The organism is Oleiharenicola lentus (assembly GCF_004118375.1).
Classification (GTDB): Bacteria; Verrucomicrobiota; Verrucomicrobiia; order Opitutales; family Opitutaceae; genus Lacunisphaera; species Lacunisphaera lenta.
Genome location: NZ_SDHX01000001.1, coordinates 2,609,791 through 2,630,059, shown reverse-complemented (window position 1 = coordinate 2,630,059; position 20,269 = coordinate 2,609,791). Strand labels below are relative to the sequence as shown.

Below are 20,269 nucleotides of genomic sequence, written 5' to 3'. Positions count from 1 at the left end.
TGATCAGGAACGGATATCGACGGGACCGCGCTGGGCGGCCGAAGCATACATGGCCTCCTGGATGGCCATGGTCTTGAGGTATTCCTCGCCGCTCGTTTCGCAGGGGGCACCGGTGAGAAGGCAGTCGGTGAAATGGCGCTGAGCGAGATAGCAGCAGTCGCCGGCAAAGCCGCGGCGTTCGTGTTTGTAGTCCACCGGTCGCTCCTCCCCGCCAAGCGGCTTCAAGGTGATCCGGCCGTCGAGATAGAGGCGGAGGCTGCCGCCATTGCCTTCCACGAGGAATTCGCCGAAGGTGTAGCGGGCCTCGGTGACGGGGCAGGCGGGCTCGTTGAAGCGGTTGGCGTCCCACTGGCCGACGGCTCCGTTGGCGAATTCAAAGATGAGCAGGCCGCAGTCCTCGCCCTTGATGATGGGGTTGAGGCGGCGAAGGAAAGCGGTTACGCGGCTGATGTCGCCGGCCAGGTAACGGAAGGTGTCGATGTAGTGGACGCCGGTTTCGTAGACGAGAAGCCGGGGGTAGTCGCGGAAGTAAGGCTGGCGGGGGATGTAGGCGTTCTCACCCCAGCCGTCGCCCATGCGCGAGCGGAAATACAGGGAATGGAGCTTGTCGCCGATGGCGCCCGCCGCGATCTGGCGCCTGATCTCACGGTGCCAGGGCTGGAAGCGGAAATTCTCGTGCACCATGAATTTCACGCCCGCGCGCGCGGCGTCGGCGACGATTTCCCGGGCGACGGCGAGTGAGGGGCCAAGGGGCTTCTGGCAGATGATATGGATGCCACGTTTCGCGGCCTCGGCGCAGATGGCCTGATGGGAGGGCGGCGGCGTGATTATGTCCACGAAATCGGGCTTCTCGCGGTCGAACATCTCCCGGTAGTCGGTGTAGCATTTCGTCAGGCCGAATTTCGCTGTGATCTCTGCGGCCTTGGCCGCATCGCGGTTGCTGAAGGCAACGATCTCGACCTCGGGAAGGCGGGACCAGGCTTCGTATTGAAAGTGGCTGAAGTAACCGGCGCCGATGCAGACGCCTTTCAGTCGGGGGGAAGCAGAAGCGGAACACATGAGCTAGGGAGGGATCAGGCAGGGGAGGGGGGGGCGATTTTGCGGGAAGGATCGACGACGACCCAGCACAGGGCGGCAAGCACGCTGAAAACTGCGATCAGGTAGAAAAAGACATCGGCGCTCCCCGTTAGGTGCAGCAAGAACGGGAAGGCGGGGCCGATGATGGCGGAGCCGATGTTGCCGGCCATGTTCATGGTGCCTGAGACCTGGCCGGCGTGCTGGCCGCCGATGTCGATGCAGAACGACCACGACGGGCTGAGGATCATGTCCACGCCGAACACCGCGACTGATAGCCAGAAGACGGCTGGGCCGACGGAGGTTTGCTGAACACTGATGATCATGCCCACGGCGGTGAGTAGGAACCCGGCGATGGCGGGGAGCTTACGCGACAGATGGCGGTGTCCGCTTGCATAGATCCTGTCCACCAGCCAGCCAGAGAATATGTTGCCGGCTGCTCCGCAGAGCAGGGGGACCATGGCATAGAGCCCCGCGCCGCCGGCGGAGAGATTATAGGTGCCCTTAATGTGCGGGTAAAGCCAGGTTAGGCAGAAGAAGGCAGTAAAATTGGAGAAGAGATACTGGGTCATCATCAGCCACAGGGAGCTGGACCGAAACATATGCCCGAGCGGCAGGCGGCCGGAGACGGGCGGGGCGGCGCCGCCCTGACGATTGGCGCGAATGTATGCCAGTTCTTGCGCGCTGATGCCGTTGTGCTCGGATGGATCATCGCGGAACCAGAGCCACCATGCGAGGGACCATCCGCAGCCGATGACCATGAGGATGGCGAAAGTCAGCTTCCATCCGAGTGACTCGACGGTGATGCCCAGCACAGGTAGGGCGAAAGCGGCGCCGAGGCGCGAGCCGGAGAAATTGATGCCCTTTACCAAACCGCGTTCTTGGGTGGGAATCCAAGAATACACTGTCCTTGCCATGCCGGGGAAAGCCCCGGCCTCACCGGCACCGAAAAGGAAACGGATCACCAGCATGGAGCCGTAGTTCCATGCGACGGCACTCAGTCCGGTGAAGATGGACCACGACGCGACGATGGCGGTGAGGATCTTTCGTGCGCCGAGCTTGTCGGCCAGCATGCCGGAGGGCGTCTGAAACAGAGCGTAACCGATCGCAAAGGATGACATAACCCAACCAAACTGCGTATCAGTCAGACCAAGATCATGGGTGATCTGACCCTTGGCCGTTGAGACACAAACGCGATCCACATAAAGCAGAACTGAGAGCAGAAAGGTCGCGCAGACGACAAGGTAACGTTTGGGTATCATGGGGTGGGTGTAAAGTCCCAGTCGGGCAGCGGACCCTCGGCAGCAAAGGCTCGCACGGGGCAGCCGTCGCCGCCGGCGAGTCGGAGGGGGAGAGCGGCAAAAAAGACACGGTCGGTCTTCAACAGGTCAAGGTTGGTCAGACCTTCGACGATAGTGACGCCGCCAGAGAGGAGAATCTGGTGAATGAGTGTGACCTCGGGCAGATTCGACACGTCGGCCACGGAGGGCGGCTCAACGCCGAGGAGCTTGACCTTCTTCGCTACGCACCAGCGGGCGAGTTCTTCGGAGATGCGCGGGAGGCCATCGCGATAAACGGCGGGGTTGTCCACGTGGGCGCTCCAGCCGGTGTGGAGCAGGAGGCTGTCACCGGACTGGAATTGGTCCGCGACGGCGCCGAGGCCGGCGACGGTGTGGAGGGACTTGGGGGCGAGACCGGGTTGGCGCACGACCCACGCCGGGCCCATGCAGCGGGCGGGGGTGTGCTGATCAATGGTCTCGGGGCCGGCGGCGAAATGGATCTGTGCGTCCATGTGCGTGCCGGCGTGGGAATAGAGGTGCCAGGTGGCGGCGTTCCAGCCGTTGGCCCCGACGGTGAATTTGGGTTCGGTTTCCACGCCGCGCATGCCGGGGCGCAGGGGCATGGTGAGGTCGATGAGGCGGTTCATGGATTTTTGATTTAGGATTCTCGATTTTTGATTTCGATCCAGGCCGGTCGGAGACCGGCCCTACTCGAGGGCGGCGATGATTTTTTCGGTGATCGCGCGTGTGCCGAGGCTGCCGCCGAGGTCGGCGGTGCGGTTGGCCGGGTCGCCGCAGACGCGGGCGACCGCCTGCTCGATCAATCGGGCCGCGCGTTTCGTCTCGGGGTGGTCGAGCCAATCGAGGAGCATGGCCAGCGAGAGGATGGTGGCGACGGGGTTGGCGATGCCCTTGCCCGCGATGGTCGGGGCGGTGCCGTGGGAAGGTTGGAACAGTCCGTATTCGTCGCCGAGGTCGGCCGACGGCGCCATGCCCATGCCGCCGACCAGGCCGGCGGCGAGGTCGGAAAGGATGTCTCCGAACATGTTCTCCGTGACCATCACGTCGAAAGTGTGAGGGCGCTGGACGAGAAATAGCGCCATGGCGTCGATGTAGACCCGGTCGGTCTGAACATCCGGAAACTCGGCGGCGACTTCGTCGAAGACTTTCCGGAAAAAGGCCATCGAAGGCAGGACATTCGCCTTGTCCACTAGGGTGCAATGCTTGCGGCGAGTGCGGGCGAGCTTGAAAGCTTCGCGACAGACGCGCTCGGCGCCGCGGCGGGTGATCTTCAAGGTGTCGGTCTCGAAGTCGCGCCCTGCGGGACGCGGCGTGAGACGTTCGGAGAAGAGGCCTTCACAGTTTTCCCGGATGATGACGAAATCGATCGGTTTGCCGTTGACGCCGCCATATCCCTTCAGCGGCGAGTGCGATTCGTGGTAGAGCTTGATCGGGCGGACGCCGTTGTAGAGGTCGAGTTTTTCGCGGATGTCGATCTGCGGGGTCATCTCGACCCCATTGGGCCAGCGCACGGAGGGGAGGCCCATGGCGCCGAGGAGGATGGCGTCGGCCTGTTTCATGCGGGCGATGGCCGAACCCGGCAGTGGGTCGCCGTTTTTCAAGTATTCGCCCGCGCCCACCGACAACTCGGTGCACTCAAAGCGAACGCCCCGCAGCCGGGTTTCCGCGGCGCGCAGGACATCTAGACTGGCTGCGACCACTTCGGGGCCGATGCCGTCACCGGGCAGGATGGAGATGTCAAATTTGATCATGCACTGAGATCGGTTCCGATGACGAGGATAGCGGGTTTTTGGGCATTAGTGCGTCGTCGTCGTAGGGTTATCGTCATACGGATTGTTCAGCGCGAAATCCGTGCGTTCTCGGGTCCAGTGCAGGAAACCTAGGCATTGAGTTCCTTGGAGGCCAGATAAGTCGCGGGGCTATCGTGATAGCGTGAGTCAGGTGATTCGGAAAAATGGCTGACTTCATTAGACGTCAGCGATCAGTAGATCGTCGAGCTGGGCAATGAAACCAGTGCCGAGTTGTCGCCGGCGTTCGTATTTATAGGCGCACCGGTGGTCCGCCGCAGCACGAGGCGGTCGAGCATGTGTCCCTGTGAGCGACCGGAGAGCTCAAGCGTATGCATACCGGCCTCGAGGCGTCGGCACACGGGGGTGTCGGGGTGCGGCTTGCCCGGGTCGGCGTGGGTGCTCCAGCTCCAGCCCGCCGGGTGGCCGAAGAGGGCGATCTTGCGCCAGTCTGTGCCGAGAACGGCCTGCCCCGGCACGTCGGTGCCGCTGAGAAAACGTAGCCAAGTGTCGTTGCCATCGGGATCGCGCGTGTCGGGGCGATTGGCATGATCGGGCAGACGGGAACGCCAGAGGAACTGGTAGTCGCCGGGAGTGGTGATGCGAAAGTCCAGGCGCAGCACCCCTTCACCTGCAGGTCGGCCTTGGTGAGGCAGCGTCCAGGCGATGTAGCCCGCGCCCGTGTGGCCGTTCGCATCTTGTTGGAGTTCCCAGCCCGAGGAGGGGAGCAAGTCTTCGGCCTCAATGACGAGCAATCCGTCGCGTTCGGTCGGGACACGGGCGGCGACGGGTGCATGATCGGCGGGCGGGGTCCAGGTTTCGTCGGTGGTCAGCACGAACTGGTCGAGTTCGCAGCCGTCTTCACGCATGGAGGCCGTGATGACATGCACAGCTGGACTGGTGATCTCAAAGAAGAGCTTGCCCTTGTGCTGGCGGTGACGGTTGGCCCACTGCCATTTCTTGCCGCCAAAGGTGTGGGAGCGGGCGCTCGAGTCGGGCCACGTGCCGTCGATGCCATAGTGCAGAGTGTTGTCGTCGCCATCGGTGCCAAAAGCGCGGGACCAGATAAAATAACGACCGGGCGTCTTGAAATGCACGCGCCAGGATACTACCGCCATGGCACCCGGTTCGTTGGCGATGCTGAGTCCGGGCACCGGTGGGGTGCCGTCGTTGCCTTCATCGGGCAGCACCTCGATGGAGGCGCCGCCGGAGGCGGTGGCAAAATTGGGCGGGTCGATGTCGCGACCGACCGACGGCGTGGTGCCGGCGTCGGTGATGTGCCAGGCGCGCTTCTCGGTGTGGGTTTGGGCGAAGAAGTGTTCGGCTTCGACGACCACGAAACCGCCGGTCTCGCGGGCGACGATGGCGTCGGGAACCACACGGGGGCGATCACTGCGGACCGACTGCGCGTCGGTGCTGACAATGCAGGCAAGCGAAAGGGCGATGGGGGCGAAGCAAATTTTCATGGACGGCGGGGGATGTGGACCCAGAAGGGAGCCGGGGCGCAGTCGCGCGGACCGGCTCATATCAGAAGGCCGGGTATTACTGCTTCGCGGCGAGGCCGCCCGACTTGAAGGGGGAGGCAGTGGGACCGGCACCTTCCGGTGCTTTCATCCGCCCGTCCATGGTGAGGAGGAACTTGTCGAGTTCGCTGCCGTCCTCTCGCATGGAATACATGATCGTATAGATGCCTGCGGCGGGCACATCGAGGTAGGCGCGGTGATGCGGGTAGCTCGGGCCGCGGGCGTCGCGGATCACTCCGCCCCACCACCACACCTTCTTGAGCTTGGGGAACTGGAGACAGCGGGCGGAGGCGGGCCAGGTGTCGTCGATGCCGGCGTTGAAGGTGTTGTCTTCATCGTCGTTGGAGCGCATGCGCGTCCAGATGTAATACCGGCCGGGTTTGGTGAAATGGACCGGGTAGTGCAGGACGGCGACGGCGCCGGGCGCGATGCCGATGTTGGCGCCATCGACCGCGCGCTCGTGATCATGCACGAAGGTATCGGGCAATGCTTCGACATACATGCCGTTAGAGGCATCGGTAACCATTACCGGATCCGGGTCAGGCTTGGTGGCAGGCACATGGCCTCCGCCGTTGATGAACCAGCGTCGGATGACGTCGCGGCTCTGGCGGACGAAGTGTTCGGCCTCGATCACAACCTGGCCGTCCTGTTCCTCGAAGGTGGTGTCGGCGGTGACCAGAGGGGTGTCGGCCGGTCCGGGTGGCGTGAGGTGGAGGGCGCGCTCCGCCTCGGTCATGGGCGGGCGCGGGGCGGCTTTCGTTTTTGGGGGTGGATGAGTAGCCTGAGGCGCGGCAGGGTTCTGGGCGGACAAGGGGAGTGCTGCGCAGAGCGCCAGGGCGAGCGGGGTGAGATAACGGTTCATGATGGTTCTGGAAATAGGACTGGGAAGGTAACCCGTTTTGCGCGGTGAAAGTTAACACCTCTGGTCCGCGCGGGACCATGAGCAGATTCGTATTTGTTTTTTGATTTTCCGGCGCCGGAGCGGTTTGGGATGGCGACGGACACACTAATGCTTTCGCTACGAGGATGCCCCATCGGCGCAAAGTCGCGCTGCTCATCGAGACCTCGAACACGTATGCCCGTGAACTGTTGCACGGCATCCGCGCCTGGTTGCGTGAGCAGAAACCATGGAACATTCGCTTATCCGAGCAGGGTCGCGGGGCGGGTCTGCCGGGTTGGCTGGCTGGTTGGCGGGGCGATGGCATCATTGCGCGCGTCACGAGCCGACGAATGGCCTCCGCGTTACGAGATACAGGACTGCCGGTCGTAGATGTGGCGGCCGCATTGCCTGAGCCGGTTTTCCCGCGGGTGGCGACCGACAGCCGGGCGGCGACTCGACTGGCGCTCGATCATCTGATGGAGCGGGGCTTCCGTCATTTTGCCTATTGCGGCGATGAGCGTTTCTGGTGGTCCGGGTTGCGCGAGCAGTATTTCGAGCAACAGGTTCGGGCCACCGGTCGGACCTGTGGTCTTTTCCGATTGGGAAAACCCCGGGTCACCGCGGATGGTGAGCAGCACGAACTCGTCGCGTGGCTGCGCGAACTGCCCAAGCCCGTGGGTATCCTGACCTGTTACGACGTCTGCGGCCAGCAGGTGCTGGAGGCATGCAGCGAAGCGGAGTTGGCCGTGCCGGAACAGGTTGCCGTGATCGGAGTGCATAACGACGAACTCCTGTGCGACCTCTGCGAACCGCCGCTGACCAGCGTGATCCCGAATGCGAGGCGGGCCGGCTACGAGGCGGCCTCCCTGCTGGCCCGGTTGATGGAAGGAGAGCGGGTGCCGGTTGAGGCCCGGTTGATTGAGCCGGTCGGCGTGGCCCAACGGCAGTCCACCGACGTGGTCGCCGTGAACGACCCGAAGGTATCCGCCGCCGTTCGCTTTATTCGGGCGAACGTCGATTCGGGCATCGACGTCAGCGATGTGCTGCGGGCCGTGCCCATGTCGCGCACATTGCTGGAGCGTCGATTCAAGTCATTGCTTGGCCACACGCCGCATGAGCACATCCTGCGCACGCGGTTGGCGCGGGTGCGAGCGATGTTGGTCGAGACTGATTTGCCGGTTGCGCTGATCGCGGAGCGCACGGGCTTCGAGCATACCGAATACCTCAGTGTAGCTTTCCGACGGGAAACGGGTCTGACGCCCAGTGCCTATCGCCAGCGTCACCGTCGATAAAGACGTGCCGGGCAGGTTCTTGGTTTACTATGCCATCTGCTGCGTGACGGACCAACAACTTAGCCTTTGCGAGTGCCGGCAATTCCAGCCTTCTTAAACACACCCCAGCGGCATTCATTCCCCTTTGCTGCATTTTTCACCCCACCACGCAATAACATGCTCATGTCCGCGCGCCTGAGCCTCGTCCATGCGCTGACCTTCATCACGGGGTTGGCGGGAACAACCACGGGGCCCAGCTTGGCCGAATTCGTGGACCAGCACTGCCTCGACTGCCATTACTCCGGCCGGAGCAGCGGCGATCTTTCCTTGGAGGATGTGGACTTCAGCCGGCCGGCTGAAAGACCCGAGATATGGGAGCGGGTTCTGCGCAAATTGGAGCACCGCCAGATGCCGCCCGTCGGCGAGCCGCGGCCTGACGAGAACGATTACCGTGCGATCACGGCCCGGCTCACCGGAGAACTGGATCGCGCGGCGGCCGCGCATCCCCGTCCAGGGCGCACCGATTCCCTTCGCCGGCTCAATCGCATGGAATATCAGAATGCCGTGCGCGATCTGCTGGGCGTCGAAATCGACGCAGCCTCACTGTTGCCGCAGGATGAGCCGGCGCACGGATTTGACAATGTCATGGTCGGTAATCTCTCGCCGACGCTAATGGATCGCTATGTCACCGCAGCGCAAAAGGTCGCTCGACAGGCTGTTGGGGCGTCCGCGCATCAGCCCGGTGGAGACACTTTTCGGGTGCCGGCCGAGGTGACACAGGACCAGCAGCTCGAAGGGCTTCCGCCCGGAACGCGCGGCGGTCTGCGCATCCCGTATCAGTTTCCGCAGGACGGCGAATACGAGATCAACGTGCGCCTCGTCCGTGACCGCAACGAACATGTGGAGGCACTGCGGGAACCGGTGGAAATCGAGTTTTTGCTGGATCGGGCGCGGGTGGCGCGCTTCACCGTGAATCCACCCCGGGAGGACAAGAACTGGGAGGAAGTGGACCGGCACCTCACGCATCGCCTCCAAGTGGCCGCTGGGCCTCGGGAGGTGGCGGTGACATTTCCGCACCGTCCCGCCGCCCTGAAGGAGACGATCCGCGAGCCCTATGTTTCCCGGTTCAACATCTTCCGTCATCCTCGCGCTGCGCCGGCGGTCTACCAGGTAACGATCACCGGGCCATTTGCCGCCCGGGGACCGGGAGACACACCGGGCCGGCGCCGCCTGCTGGCGCCGCTGGCGAACGTGTCGGAGGATGCGAGCCCGGAGGCCAAGGCGAGGGCGGTGCTGGCGCCGTTGCTGAGACTGGCCTATCGCCGGCCTGTGACAGAGAACGATTTCCGCGGCCCGATGCGTCTTTTCAGGGAGGGACTGGCCGATGGGGATTTCGATCTGGGGGTGGAGCGCGCCGTCGGAGCCGTGTTGGTGAGCCCGCAGTTCCTATTCCGCATCGAACGCGATCCTCCGGATCTCGCGCCGGGAACAGTCTATGCGATCACGGATTTGGAACTGGCCTCGCGCCTGGCCTTTTTTCTGTGGAGCAGCCTGCCGGACGACGAACTGCTCGGCCAGGCCGAGCGCGGCGCATTGCGTGATCCCGGCGTGCTGGAAGGCCAGGTCCGGCGTATGCTGGCCGACCCGCGGGCGGAGAATCTCGCCACCAATTTTGCAGCGCAGTGGCTGCATCTCCGGGCCCTTGATGCCGCCCGCCCTGATGAGCGCCGGTTCATCGATTTCGATGACAACCTGCGTCAGGCCATGCGTCGGGAAACCGAACTCTTCCTGCTAAGTCTGCTGCGGGAGGATCGTCCAGTGTCCGAGTTGCTGACTGCGGACTACACCTTCCTCAATGAACGGCTGGCCCGCCATTATGGAATTCCCCATGTTATCGGCAACCGCTTCCGACGGATCTCCTTTGCGGGCGATCCCAAACGGCAGCGCGGCGGGTTGCTGCGCCAGGGCAGCCTGCTCACGGTGACTTCCTACGCGACACGCACTTCGCCTGTGATCCGGGGCAAATGGGTGCTGGACAATCTGCTTGGCACGCCGCCGCCGCCGCCGCCGCCCGACGTGCCCTCGCTGGATGAAAACATCGTCTCGGAATCGCTACCGATCCGGCAACGCTTGGCCGCGCATCGCGAGCAAAAGGTCTGTGCGAGCTGCCACAATGTGATCGACCCCATCGGCTTCGCCCTCGAGGAGTTCGATGCGGTCGGCCGGTATCGCACACTTGAGGATTTTCATCCGGTTGACGCCTCAGGTGGGCTGCCCGACGGCAGCAGGTTTGACGGTGTCGCCGGGTTGGAGGCGGCGCTCCTGGCGCGGCCGGACCTGCTGGCCGGCACGTTCGCCGAGAAGCTGTTCGTCTTTGCACTGGGCCGGGAAGCAGGGGAGCACGATGCACCCCATATCCGGGAGGTCGTCCGCCGCTCCGCCGCCAATGATTATCGCCTGACGAGTCTGATCCTGGCACTCGTGCAGAGTGCCCCCTTTCAACTGAGGACCACCCCATGATCATCACCAAAAAGGCGCTTCCCCGGCGCACCTTCCTCCGCGGTCTTGGCGCCAGCCTGGCGCTGCCGCTGCTCGACGCCATGATTCCCGCGGCCACCGCCGCCGTGCTGACTCCGGCCCGACCTGTCCGCCGCCTGGGCTACGTCTTCATGCCGATGGGCTGCGACCAGTCGCGGTGGATTCCGGCGCGCACCGGAGCGCTCAATGAGCTGCCCCCGATCCTAGAGTCGCTCAATCCGCACAAGGAACACATAACCGTCATCTCAAACCTTGAGCTGCGCAATGCCTACCCCGGTTCGCATGCGACCTCCAACGCCGCCTTCCTCAGTGCGGCCAAGGCGAAGCACACCGAAGGTTCCGATTACTACCTGGGCACGACGGCCGACCAACTCGCGGCGCGGGAGATCGGCCATGAGACCCAGTTGCCGTCGCTCGAGCTCTCGATGGACATGCTGCAGACGACCGGCCAGTGCGACAACGGCTTCGCCTGCGTTTATCAGAACAACCTGTCTTGGTCCTCGCCCACGACCCCGCTGCCTTCCGAAGCGCACCCGCGGGTGGTGTTCGAGCGACTTTTTGGCGAGGGCGGAAGCCAGGCCGAACGTCAGGCGGCGCTTCGACGCCGCGCCAGCTTGCTCGACCTGGTGGCCGATGATCTCGCCAGCCTCAAGCTCGATCTAGGTGCCGGGGATCGGGCGCGGATCAATGACTATCTGGAGACAGTGCGCGAGGTCGAACGCCGTATTCAGCGGGCGGAGGCTGACACCTCCGCCGGCCGTCTCCCGCCGGACCTCGAGCGACCGCTCAGCGCCCCAGCGCTCTACGCCGATCATGCGCGGCTCATGTTCGATCTGCAGGTGCTGGCCTGGCAGGGCGACATCACGCGCGTCATCACCTTTCAGCTCGCTCGAGAAACGAGCAATCGCACTTACCCGGAGATAGGGGTGCCCGATCCCCATCATCCGCTGTCCCACCACGGTAACGATCCGGAGAAGATCGCCCGGATGGCGAAGATCAACGCGCACCATGTTTCCCTTTTTTCCTACTTCCTCGACCGGCTGCGGAACACGCCCGACGGCGACGGAAGCCTGCTCGACCATTCCGCTCTGCTCTACGGCAGCGGTATCGGCAACCCCAACGTCCATGATCACAGCGAGCTGCCAATCATCGTGGCCGGTGGTGGTGTGGCCGGTCTCAAGCATGGGCGGCACATCCGCTACGACCAGCCCACGCCGCTGGCCAACCTGCACCTCACTCTGCTCGACAAGGTCGGAGTGGCGATCGATTCATTCGCGGACAGCAACGGCCGGACCCACGAACTGTTCACGCCGCTGAGCGTGTGAGAAGTCATGAAAGTATTCCGGTCACATGGCCCGAGGGTCGCATTCTGGTTTGGCTTGGTAGTGATGCCCGCGCTCTCTGGCGCAGCGGATGGACCAGCGCTGGCCGCCGCCATGGAAAAGCGGGATCGGCAGGAAGTGACCCGGTTGCTTGCTGCCGGCGCGGACGTCGACGCCGCGCAGCCCGACGGAATGACGGCTCTGCTTTGGGCCGCCTATCTTGACGACACGGACATGGCCAGGGGCCTGATCGCGGCGGGTGCGGCTCCCGATCGCACCAACCGCTATGGTTTCACTCCGCTGCTTTTCGCCTGTCGCAATGGCAACGCCGAATTGGTGGCCGCCCTGCTGACGGCCGGATCGGATCCGCAAAAGGCGGAGCCTGCAGGGGAGAGTCCATTGCTGGCCGCTGCGCGCGTGGGAAAGAGCGGCCCGGTGCGCGCCCTGCTCGCCGCCGGTGTTCCCCCCGATGCCGGACTGCCGGGTGGGCAGACTCCGCTGATGTGGGCCGCGGCCGACGGGCACACCGAAGTCGTGAATGTCCTGTTGGCCGCAGGCGCGGATCTCAACGCGCGCCTGGCCTCGGGCTTCAATGCCTGGTTGTTTGCGGTCCGCGGTGGTCACACCGCCACCGTGCAGGCGTTGCTGCGCGCCGGAGCAGACCTGAATTACGTCACGGCTCCGGAGAGGAAACCGGGCGGCAAGCAGCCGCCGGCGGGCACCAGTGCATTGATCGTGGCGATTGAAAACGGGCACTTCGAACTAGCCGCGCAGCTGGTGGACCTCGGCGCCGATCCCAACGACCTCCGTTCTCACCATGCACCGCTCCATGTGCTGACGTGGGTAAGGAAACCGGACATCAGCGAAATGAACGGTGACCCCCCTCCCGATGGCAGTGGACGGCTTTCGAGTCTGGATCTGGCGAAGCACCTTGTCGCCCGGGGCGCCAAGGTGGATCTGCGCCTGACGGCCGCCGCGAAAGGACAGGGTCGATACGCGCGGGAAGGTTGCACTCCGCTGCTGCTGGCGGCCGATCGCGCGGACGCCGCCTACGTCAAGTTGCTCGTAAGTCTCGGGGCCGATCCGACCGCCCACAACGTGGAGGGCGCCAACGCGCTGATGCTGGCCTGCGGGCTGGGCAACGGGGCCGAGCAGGACGAGGCTGGCACCGAAGCCGAGGCATTGGAGACGGTGGCCTATCTGCTCGAACTCGGCCTGGATCCGAATGCGGTGACAAAGAGCGGGGAAACGGCGATGCATGGCGCGGCCTACGCCTTTTTCCCAAAAGTGATGGAACTGCTCGATGGGCGCGGTGCGCGTATCGAGGTTTGGAACCGCCCGAACGAGCACGGTTGGACGCCGCTCCGGATTGCAGAGGGGCATCGGTTCGGCAATTTCAAGCCTTCCTACGAAGTGATGACTGTCTTGCATCGGTTGATGAAAACCCATGGCGTGGAGATTCCGCCGCCCATGGAACGGGCCAAACCTAAGGGCTACCAAGCGCCCTGACGGGCGGAAGACAGGAACGCTCGCGGTGCTTCCGCCCCGCGAGCGGGTGTTGTTGGTCCAAACGCCAGCGAGGCTTAGTGCCCCTGACGCGGATTGCCTTGGATTCGCGCCAGCTCGCGCGAAGAGCGCACGCGCAGGCGGGCGGCTCCCTTGGTTCCGTTTGTCCTGATCATCGGCCCCTTGGCCAAGCGGCGCCTGGCCAAGGCGATCGCCGATTTGTATTGCGGCAGCCAATTGGCACCGGCCACGAGCATTTCGTCGACCATCTGCCAGACTTCCGGTGGATTGCAAACGGCGCCGACGAGCGGATCGAGCAGGAAGGCTTGGCGGAGCAAGGTATCGTCGCCTTTGACGGCAGCCTCGACGGCGAGTCGCTGGACGGAGATGCTGGCGTTACAGACGGCCGCACAGCCGAGAGGCAGGGCGCCGACCTGCGGCATCGAGATGCCGTTGCGGTCCACATAGCCGGGCGCCTCGATGATGGCGTCGTCAGGCAGGTTGGAAATGACGCCATTGTTGCGGACGTTGAAGTGGCCGCGGTAGGTACGTCCGGTCTCGAGTCCTTCGATGATGTAGGAACCATGCTCCGGGGTGCGCTGGTCGGCCCCGTAGGGCAGGGGCTTGTGCCCGGCGGCACCTTTGCCAAACTCCTGGGTGAACCAGTCGCGGCCTTCGGTACAGACCCGCAGGTAGCCACCGGTTTCACCGTTGATCCAGTGGCGCAAATCAATCCAGCGGCGGATCTCGCCCGGACGCTTGCGATACCACGGCACGTATTCGCTGAGGTGGCCGTTGGATTCTGTGCTGAAAAACCCGAACCGGCGCATCATGTCGATTCGCACCTTCTCGGTCTCGCGCAGGACGGGATGGCGTTCAAAAGCGGCGAGCATCTCGGGCACAAGGTCTCGGTCACGGTGTTTGACCGACAGATACCAGGTCTGGTGGTTGATGCCGGCGCAGATGACATCGAGTTCGTGCTTGGGCAGACCGAACGCCAGGGCGATGTCGCGGACGCCATTTTGCACCCCATGGCAAAGGCCAATCGTGCGAACGCCACCGTATTGGTTGCAGGCCCAGGTCATCATTGCCATCGGGTTGGCGTAGTTGAACAGGATGCAGCCGGGAGCCGCGACTTCGCGGATGTCGCGACAGAAGTCGAGCAGCGCGGCAATGCCGCGTTGGGCATACATGATGCCGCCGGCGCAAAGGGTGTCACCGACGCACTGGTCGACTCCGTATTTCAGCGGGATATCGACATCGTGTTGGAAGGCTTCCAGTCCGCCGATGCGGACGACGCAAAAAACGTAGCGGGCTCCACACAGGGCTTCGCGACGGTCCGTGGTCGAGATAATCCGGGTATTCAGACCGTTGTGCGCGATGTCGCGCCGGCAGAGCTCGGCCACCATGGCCAGATTGCGACGGTTGATGTCGGTGAAGGCGAGTTCGACGCCGGCAAATTCTGGAACGGCGAGCAGGTCGGCGACAAGTTTGCGGGTGAAGCCAATGGAACCAGCTCCGATGAACGCGATGCGGAAGGACATGGGGATACCGCCAAGCCCAAACTAAATTTGACCGCTTGGCAGGCGGCTGGAGATTTGACCGTAATCCTGCCGATTGACGATTCTAGCTTCATCGTCGGGCAGCGCGATTCTGAGATAAAAAAAGCCGGGTTTTAGGCCGGCTTGAATTTACGGGGGAACAACTCAGTCGCCTCACTGAGCGCTTTTATCTCCACGTTCCGCTTTATCGCGTTTCTTTTCGCCCTGCTTGCGGCCGGACCTCAACTCATCGGCTGACAGAAATCCGTCTTTGTCGACATCGAGTCGGGCGAAACGTTTCTTGGCCGCGTCAGGGTTGGGATTCTGCTTGTTCATGGCGGCAAACTCGGCCGGGTCCAATTTGCCGTCCTTGTTAGTGTCGGCGTTTGCGAAAGGGCCGCCTTGGCCCTGCTTGGGCTTGCCCGCCTCCGCTCCGAAAGCAAAGGGAGCGGCAAGCAGGATGACGATGAGGTAGGTTGCTTTGATGGTTAGGGATTTCATGATTTGGTTTAGTTTCTGTTAGACGGTGACGGAATGGATTGGTTACGCAGCGGTGCGTTCTGGCTGATGGGCCCATACGCAGGTTCAGACGAGCGGCTGCCCATGCATAAGCGTGAATCAAGAAGTGAGACCCGAGCCGTTGGCTTCGTTGATGGCGGTCAGTTCCGACAGATCCCACTGCATACCCAGCGCGGTCCAGCTGTCTGCCAGTTGCTCGGGAGTATTGGGCCCGATGACCGGGAACACGGGAAAGGGTTGGCGCAATGCATAACCCAAGACGACGGCGTTGACCGACACACGGTGTGTCCGGGCCAGAGAATTCAACAGCGGGACCAGCTGCATGTTGGTGGCGGTGGCGGTCGGCACACCGACGCAGGGGCGGGAGAAGAACCCCTGTGCCTGGGTGGAGTAAGGGACTAACGACAAGCCTGACCGGGAGTGCCAGCGGTGGTAGTCGAGATCGATCCGGGTCATGCTTGGGTCTCGCGCGGGAGGAAGTGTCCAACATCCAGCGTGGAACAGAATTTGGTTGGCGATGAAGGGGGCGAACCCATGACGGTTGGCATAGGCATTGGCGGCGGCCAGACGGTTCATACTCCAGTTCGAAGCTCCCAGGTATCGGATCTTTCCTTCACGGATGAACCCCTGCATGAACTCGACGATTTCCTCAACCGGGACGGCGGGGTCGTCGCGATGCAACCAGTAAAGCTCGACGCATTCACAACGGAGTGCCCGCAAGCTGGCCTCGATGTCGCGGCGGGCTTCGCGCAGGTTTACGCGACTTTGATGGGGGGCCGAAAGGGGCGGATGAAGGCCTTTGGTGGCAAGGACGATTCGTGAACGGACCCCCGGGCGATCCCGCATCCAGTCGCCGAGAATACGCTCAGCCCGTCCGCTTTCGTTTGGCACCCAGTCAGAGTAAACCCGGGCAGTGTCGATGAAGTTACCCCCGAGATCGAGGTAAGCATCCAGAAGCCGGTGCGCTTCTGATTCTGATTGGCGCACTCCGAGCAGTGCAGTGCCCAGGCAGAGTCGGCTGACCTGTAGAGTCGTGCCAGGCAACGGGGACAGAGGCGGACTTATGCTCATACCGGGTTTTAGTTCAAATTCGCGTGGTCGGACGGTGAGCAGAGTGTCTGGGTGACGCGCCGTTGCATGACGAATCTTCCTGCGAGACGCCGAACCGACCAAGGCCGTTGGTGCAGGTCGGTAATACATGGCATGTTACGGGCATACTCCGCGGTCGTTGCCGGTGTGGCTTGGCCCTGAAATCCTGCCTCTGTTCACATCCATGAATTTCTTAAAGCAAGTCGCCCAAACTCCACCGATGGGTTGGAACAGTTTTGATTGCTACGGCTCAGCTGTCACGGAGGCGGAATTCCGGGCGAATGTGGATTTCATGTCCGACCACTTGAAGCGTAGCGGATGGGAGTACGCCGTGGTGGATTTTTGCTGGTCCCATCCCGCCCCTGGTGCCTGCCACAATCCGCACCAAGGTCCGGGCTTCTCGCCGATGCTGCGCACGGACCGGTGGGGGCGGTTACTCCCGGCCACTGAGCGTTTCCCTTCGGCAGCCGGTGAAGCGGGCTTCAAGCCGTTGGCTGATTACGTTCACTCAAAAGGACTGAAGTTTGGCATCCATGTGATGCGTGGTATTCCGCGGCAAGTTGTCCATGAAGACATGCAGATCTGCGGTGGGCGCTATCGTGCTCGTGAGGCGGCTAATCCCGACAGCACTTGCAACTGGCTCAATCATATGGTCGGAGTCCGTGCGAGCGAGCCGGCGGGTCAGGCCTACTACGATTCACTCTTCGAACTCTATGCCTCATGGGGGGTCGATTTCGTGAAGGTCGACGACATCCTCGCAGACGGCAATTTTGACTCCGAAGGACCGTATCACGAAACGGAGATCGAGGCGGTTGCACGCGCGATCGACCGATGCGGGCGACCCATGGTTCTGAGCTTGTCGCCTGGCGACGCCCCCAAGAGCGCGGCTGCCCATGTCGGGCAGTTCGCCAGCATGTGGCGGGTCTCCGCGGACTTCTGGGACGACTGGCGCCGGTTGAAGCGGCAGTTCGACCTCTGTCATTGGTGGACCCCTCACCGCAAGGCGGGCGGCTGGCCCGATGCAGACATGCTTCCCATCGGCCGCCTATCAAAGCGTGGACCGAAGGGGCCGGAGCGGGACAGCTGGTTCACGAGGGACGAGCACTACACTTTGCTGACCCTGTGGAGCATTTTTCAGTCACCGCTCATGATGGGCGGCTGTCTGACGGATCTGGATTCGTTCACCTTGGGCTTGCTGACTAACGACGAGGTGCTGGCGGTCAACCAGCGGGGCAATGACGGAAGGCAATTGCTGCGTGCAGGTGACTTCATCGTATGGACCGCCCGTTCAGCCGAAGGGGAAAGCCGTTACATCGCACTTTTCAACGTTGGGGATGCCGGGATGAAGGTGCGTTTCGAGCCAGCCAAGCACGGTCTGTCGGGAACAAAAGCGCGCGACCTGTGGGCCCAGTGCGACGTTGTGTTGAAGGATGGTGTGATTGAGCGAGAGCTGGCCCCGCATGGTTGTGCATTGCTGCGTTTGAGCGCCTAGGTCCTGGGTCATTTCGCCATGGGTTGAGCAACCGCTGGCGCCGGTTGCTCGATGGAGCGCATGGCGGCGACCTGCGCGGCGGAAATGGCGCCAGCGTTCGGCGCGAAGACACGGCGCACATGCGAGAGAGCGGCCGCAATTTCCTCATCGGGCAGGGCCGCCCAAGGAGGCATCAGGTTGGAGTATTTCGGGCGATCAGGAGGCAACACCGCGGCGGGGCCGGCAAGCACGAGGCGGATCAATGTTTCCGGGTCGCCGGCGATGATCTTGCTGCCTGCGATGGCCGGCTGCATTCCGCTGACCCCGCTGCCGTCGTCCATGTGGCAGGCGGCACAGTAGAGCTTATATGCGGCGGCGTTGAGTGCATCCTCCGCCGACAATAGTGCGGGGGGCGCCGTCGGCATGGCTAGTGGTTTTGCGACAGCTTCGCGGGGTCTGGCTCGCTCCCCCGTGTAGGATATCCGCCAGATCCGGCCCTTTTCGGAGTCGCCGATGTAAAGCGTGCCATCGAATCCAAAGGCAAGCCCAGCGGGTCGAAACCGCGCGTCGGCGGGGCGCTTAAGCGGGTCAACCCCGGCGAAACCGTCGGCGAAGACTTCGTATCCGCCTCGGGGCATTCCGTCCGGGCCGAAAGGGACGAAGGCGACCACGTAGCCGCGCTGCGGTTCGGGGCCGCGATTCCACGAACCGTGGAAGGCGATGAAGGCACCGTTGAGGTAGTGATTGGGGAAGTGCTGGGTGATGTTGATCGCCATTTGCATCGGCGCCCAGTGGGCGGGAAAGGCGACAACCGGATCGGGAAATTTGCCAGGCTCGGCGGTCAGCCGACCGTCGCCGCCAAACTCGGGGGCGAGCATTCGTTGGTGGCGCAAGGGATCCCAGTAGGTGGAGGGCCAGCCAAGTTCGATTTGGTCCCGCAGCAGGTGCATTTCCTCGGCGGGCAGCTCGGCATTGTCGTGCGCGGTGAAATAGTGAGGGGCAACGGTATCGAGCTGGTCACGGCCCATCTGGACGGCAAAGAATGCCTGCTTCACCGGATGCCAGGCCAGCGAGAGCACATGTCGCAGCCCGCTGGCGTAGCGGTAGCCGTCCTTGATCTGATCCTGGTTCAGGCCATCGCTCTTGAATCGCCAGATCCCACCGTGGCGGGTTTGCAGTTCGGTCGGATCAACGCCCCGGGCTCCCGGCATCCGGTCGTTGGTGGCGGAGACATTCAAGGGGGAACCCACATTGACGAACAGGTTGCCGGCGGGATCGAAGGCAAAGGCCTTGGCGTTGTGTGCCGTCTGGGCGGGGAGCTGGGCCACGAGCTGGGGTGGGTCGGAGGGCACGAGCTCGCCGGGCGTGAGTTTGTAGCGGTAGACAGCGGACGCGCTGGAGTAGTAGAGGTAGCCGTTGCGCACGGCCAGGCCGGTGCCGCCGCCGGAACCGAACTCCCGGATGATGTCGGCCCGCCCGTCACCGTCGGTGTCACGCAGGCCGAATATGCCGCCCTTCCGCGAGATGGCATAAAGATCGCCGTTGGGCTTCGCCTCCAGGGCAAGGAAGCGAAGGGTGTCGCCGTCACGCCCGGCCATCAGGTTGTCCGCCACGATCGTGGCGCGGAAGCCGGGAGGGAGGAGGATGTCACCGTCATTGGCGTCGGGCACGGGCGGGGCCCGCCGGGCGGCGAGCGGTGTGGGCCGTGCGTGACTGGCAAGATCGGCGGTCATGATGCGAACATTGCGCAGGCGCAGCGCGTCCCGGCCAACCTCGGGAGCGTCGCCGATGGAGTGAATCTTGAAGGCAATCGTGCCAATGCGATAGCGCTCGTCGATGAGGTGCGTGACGGGCACGTCGTTGACCCAGACCTTGATGGTCTGGCCGAGGCACTCGATCCGGAACCGGGACCATTCTCCCATGCGAAAGGCGCCGCGGGCCCGTGCGTCGTTCTTGAGGTCGTGGAGCCATTTCCAGTCGGCGCCGTAGTCGTCAAAGATGCCTCCGGTCCAGGCGCGGGACGTGGGATCGATCTTCACCTGATAGCCATTGAGCCGGACCTTGGCCGCGGTCGGGGCGGGTTCGCAGCGCAGCAGGATGCCGGTGTTGAAGGTTCCTTCCGCGAGCAGCTCCACCTCCAGGATAAAGTCACCGTAGCGTTGCTGAGTGACGAGGAACGTGTGCTCTGGCGTATTCCGGCGCTGCCGCAGGACGATCTCGCCACGCTCAACCACGATCGGAGCCAATTCGGCCGGGCCGATGATATTCCAGCCGGTAAGATCGGCCCGATTGAAAAGTTGCTGCCAGGATGCTTCATCGGCCAGCCCGAGGTGGATGGAGGCGCAGAGCAGGATGATGTGACGCAGGGGGTGCATGAAGAGAGGAGGGGATTCGTTCACCATCAGACTGAGCCGGGTTTGGGCGGCTCTGTCATCACAGTGGAGGGG

Annotated in this window: 15 protein-coding genes; 5 read left to right on the top strand and 10 right to left on the bottom strand. The window is 63.2% G+C overall.

The genetic code is table 11. From position 1 onward, the window contains the following. Window positions 1-3 precede the first annotated feature (3 nt). From ESB00_RS10850 to ESB00_RS10825, 6 genes are all read right to left on the bottom strand, one after another. Window positions 4-1,059, bottom strand: a complete 1,056-nt coding sequence (locus ESB00_RS10850) for a Gfo/Idh/MocA family protein (protein WP_129047710.1) — start codon at window positions 1,057-1,059, stop codon at window positions 4-6. 14 nt (window positions 1,060-1,073) lie between these two features. Beyond that, on the bottom strand, window positions 1,074-2,336 hold the full coding sequence (locus ESB00_RS10845; RefSeq protein ID WP_129047709.1) for an MFS transporter: 1,263 nt from the start codon (window positions 2,334-2,336) through the stop codon (window positions 1,074-1,076). Next, the gene (locus tag ESB00_RS10840) at window positions 2,333-3,001 is read right to left on the bottom strand and encodes a cyclase family protein (protein ID WP_129047708.1); all 669 of its coding nucleotides are present in this window, start codon (window positions 2,999-3,001) and stop codon (window positions 2,333-2,335) included. Before ESB00_RS10840 ends, ESB00_RS10845 begins: the two co-directional genes overlap by 4 nt. A gap of 60 nt (window positions 3,002-3,061) precedes the next feature. Next, window positions 3,062-4,126: an isocitrate/isopropylmalate dehydrogenase family protein gene (locus ESB00_RS10835; protein WP_129047707.1), complete on the bottom strand. Its 1,065-nt coding sequence runs from the start codon at window positions 4,124-4,126 to the stop codon at window positions 3,062-3,064. Between the two features lie 230 nt (window positions 4,127-4,356). Continuing rightward, window positions 4,357-5,628 (bottom strand): hypothetical protein, encoded by a 1,272-nt coding sequence (locus ESB00_RS10830; RefSeq protein WP_129047706.1) that lies wholly within the window; start codon window positions 5,626-5,628, stop codon window positions 4,357-4,359. Window positions 5,629-5,704: 76 nt separating this feature from the next. Continuing rightward, a complete protein-coding gene (locus ESB00_RS10825; protein ID WP_129047705.1) occupies window positions 5,705-6,547 on the bottom strand; it encodes a hypothetical protein in 843 nt (280 codons plus the stop codon). A 164-nt stretch (window positions 6,548-6,711) separates the two neighbouring features. On the opposite strand from ESB00_RS10825, the gene ESB00_RS10820 reads away from it, so the two are divergent. From ESB00_RS10820 to ESB00_RS10805, 4 genes are all read left to right on the top strand, one after another. Then, window positions 6,712-7,857, top strand: coding sequence for an AraC family transcriptional regulator (locus ESB00_RS10820; protein ID WP_129047704.1), 1,146 nt, complete (start codon window positions 6,712-6,714; stop codon window positions 7,855-7,857). Between the two features lie 162 nt (window positions 7,858-8,019). After that, window positions 8,020-10,356, top strand: a complete 2,337-nt coding sequence (locus ESB00_RS10815; protein ID WP_164976147.1) for a DUF1592 domain-containing protein — start codon at window positions 8,020-8,022, stop codon at window positions 10,354-10,356. Then, window positions 10,353-11,699, top strand: a complete 1,347-nt coding sequence (locus ESB00_RS10810; RefSeq protein ID WP_129047702.1) for a DUF1552 domain-containing protein — start codon at window positions 10,353-10,355, stop codon at window positions 11,697-11,699. Before ESB00_RS10815 ends, ESB00_RS10810 begins: the two co-directional genes overlap by 4 nt. A 63-nt stretch (window positions 11,700-11,762) precedes the next feature. After that, entirely contained in the window at window positions 11,763-13,205 is a 1,443-nt protein-coding gene (locus ESB00_RS10805) for an ankyrin repeat domain-containing protein (protein ID WP_164976146.1), read from the top strand. Between the two features lie 74 nt (window positions 13,206-13,279). Here the strand turns inward: ESB00_RS10805 and melA are convergent, their stop codons facing one another. The 3 genes from melA to ESB00_RS10790 all read right to left on the bottom strand — a co-directional run bounded on the left by melA (window position 13,280) and on the right by ESB00_RS10790 (window position 16,333). After that, a complete protein-coding gene (gene melA / locus ESB00_RS10800; RefSeq protein ID WP_129047700.1) occupies window positions 13,280-14,746 on the bottom strand; it encodes an alpha-glucosidase/alpha-galactosidase in 1,467 nt (488 codons plus the stop codon). A gap of 171 nt (window positions 14,747-14,917) precedes the next feature. Next, window positions 14,918-15,244, bottom strand: coding sequence for an EF-hand domain-containing protein (locus ESB00_RS10795; protein ID WP_129047699.1), 327 nt, complete (start codon window positions 15,242-15,244; stop codon window positions 14,918-14,920). Window positions 15,245-15,361: 117 nt separating this feature from the next. Then, window positions 15,362-16,333 carry an aldo/keto reductase gene (locus ESB00_RS10790; RefSeq protein WP_281278159.1) on the bottom strand — a complete coding sequence of 324 codons (972 nt, stop codon included), beginning with the start codon at window positions 16,331-16,333 and terminating at the stop codon, window positions 15,362-15,364. 202 nt (window positions 16,334-16,535) lie between these two features. On the opposite strand from ESB00_RS10790, the gene ESB00_RS10785 reads away from it, so the two are divergent. Further along, window positions 16,536-17,843 carry a glycoside hydrolase family 27 protein gene (locus ESB00_RS10785; protein WP_129047697.1) on the top strand — a complete coding sequence of 436 codons (1,308 nt, stop codon included), beginning with the start codon at window positions 16,536-16,538 and terminating at the stop codon, window positions 17,841-17,843. An 8-nt stretch (window positions 17,844-17,851) separates the two neighbouring features. On the opposite strand, the gene ESB00_RS10780 is transcribed toward ESB00_RS10785, so the two are convergent. Further along, window positions 17,852-20,197, bottom strand: a complete 2,346-nt coding sequence (locus ESB00_RS10780) for a 3-keto-alpha-glucoside-1,2-lyase-like domain-containing protein (protein WP_164976144.1) — start codon at window positions 20,195-20,197, stop codon at window positions 17,852-17,854. Window positions 20,198-20,269 lie beyond the last annotated feature (72 nt).

Excerpts from the sequence above, each read along its gene's own strand:
- ESB00_RS10850 (WP_129047710.1), bottom strand. The coding sequence starts at position 1,059 with ATGTGTTCCGCTTCTGCTTCCCCCCGACTGAAAGGCGTCTGCATCGGC.
- ESB00_RS10845 (WP_129047709.1), bottom strand. The coding sequence starts at position 2,336 with ATGATACCCAAACGTTACCTTGTCGTCTGCGCGACCTTTCTGCTCTCA.
- ESB00_RS10840 (WP_129047708.1), bottom strand. The coding sequence starts at position 3,001 with ATGAACCGCCTCATCGACCTCACCATGCCCCTGCGCCCCGGCATGCGC.
- ESB00_RS10835 (WP_129047707.1), bottom strand. The coding sequence starts at position 4,126 with ATGATCAAATTTGACATCTCCATCCTGCCCGGTGACGGCATCGGCCCC.
- ESB00_RS10830 (WP_129047706.1), bottom strand. The coding sequence starts at position 5,628 with ATGAAAATTTGCTTCGCCCCCATCGCCCTTTCGCTTGCCTGCATTGTC.
- ESB00_RS10825 (WP_129047705.1), bottom strand. The coding sequence starts at position 6,547 with ATGAACCGTTATCTCACCCCGCTCGCCCTGGCGCTCTGCGCAGCACTC.
- ESB00_RS10820 (WP_129047704.1), top strand. The coding sequence starts at position 6,712 with ATGCCCCATCGGCGCAAAGTCGCGCTGCTCATCGAGACCTCGAACACG.
- ESB00_RS10815 (WP_164976147.1), top strand. The coding sequence starts at position 8,020 with ATGTCCGCGCGCCTGAGCCTCGTCCATGCGCTGACCTTCATCACGGGG.
- ESB00_RS10810 (WP_129047702.1), top strand. The coding sequence starts at position 10,353 with ATGATCATCACCAAAAAGGCGCTTCCCCGGCGCACCTTCCTCCGCGGT.
- ESB00_RS10805 (WP_164976146.1), top strand. The coding sequence starts at position 11,763 with ATGCCCGCGCTCTCTGGCGCAGCGGATGGACCAGCGCTGGCCGCCGCC.
- melA (WP_129047700.1), bottom strand. The coding sequence starts at position 14,746 with ATGTCCTTCCGCATCGCGTTCATCGGAGCTGGTTCCATTGGCTTCACC.
- ESB00_RS10795 (WP_129047699.1), bottom strand. The coding sequence starts at position 15,244 with ATGAAATCCCTAACCATCAAAGCAACCTACCTCATCGTCATCCTGCTT.
- ESB00_RS10790 (WP_281278159.1), bottom strand. The coding sequence starts at position 16,333 with ATGAGCATAAGTCCGCCTCTGTCCCCGTTGCCTGGCACGACTCTACAG.
- ESB00_RS10785 (WP_129047697.1), top strand. The coding sequence starts at position 16,536 with ATGAATTTCTTAAAGCAAGTCGCCCAAACTCCACCGATGGGTTGGAAC.
- ESB00_RS10780 (WP_164976144.1), bottom strand. The coding sequence starts at position 20,197 with ATGCACCCCCTGCGTCACATCATCCTGCTCTGCGCCTCCATCCACCTC.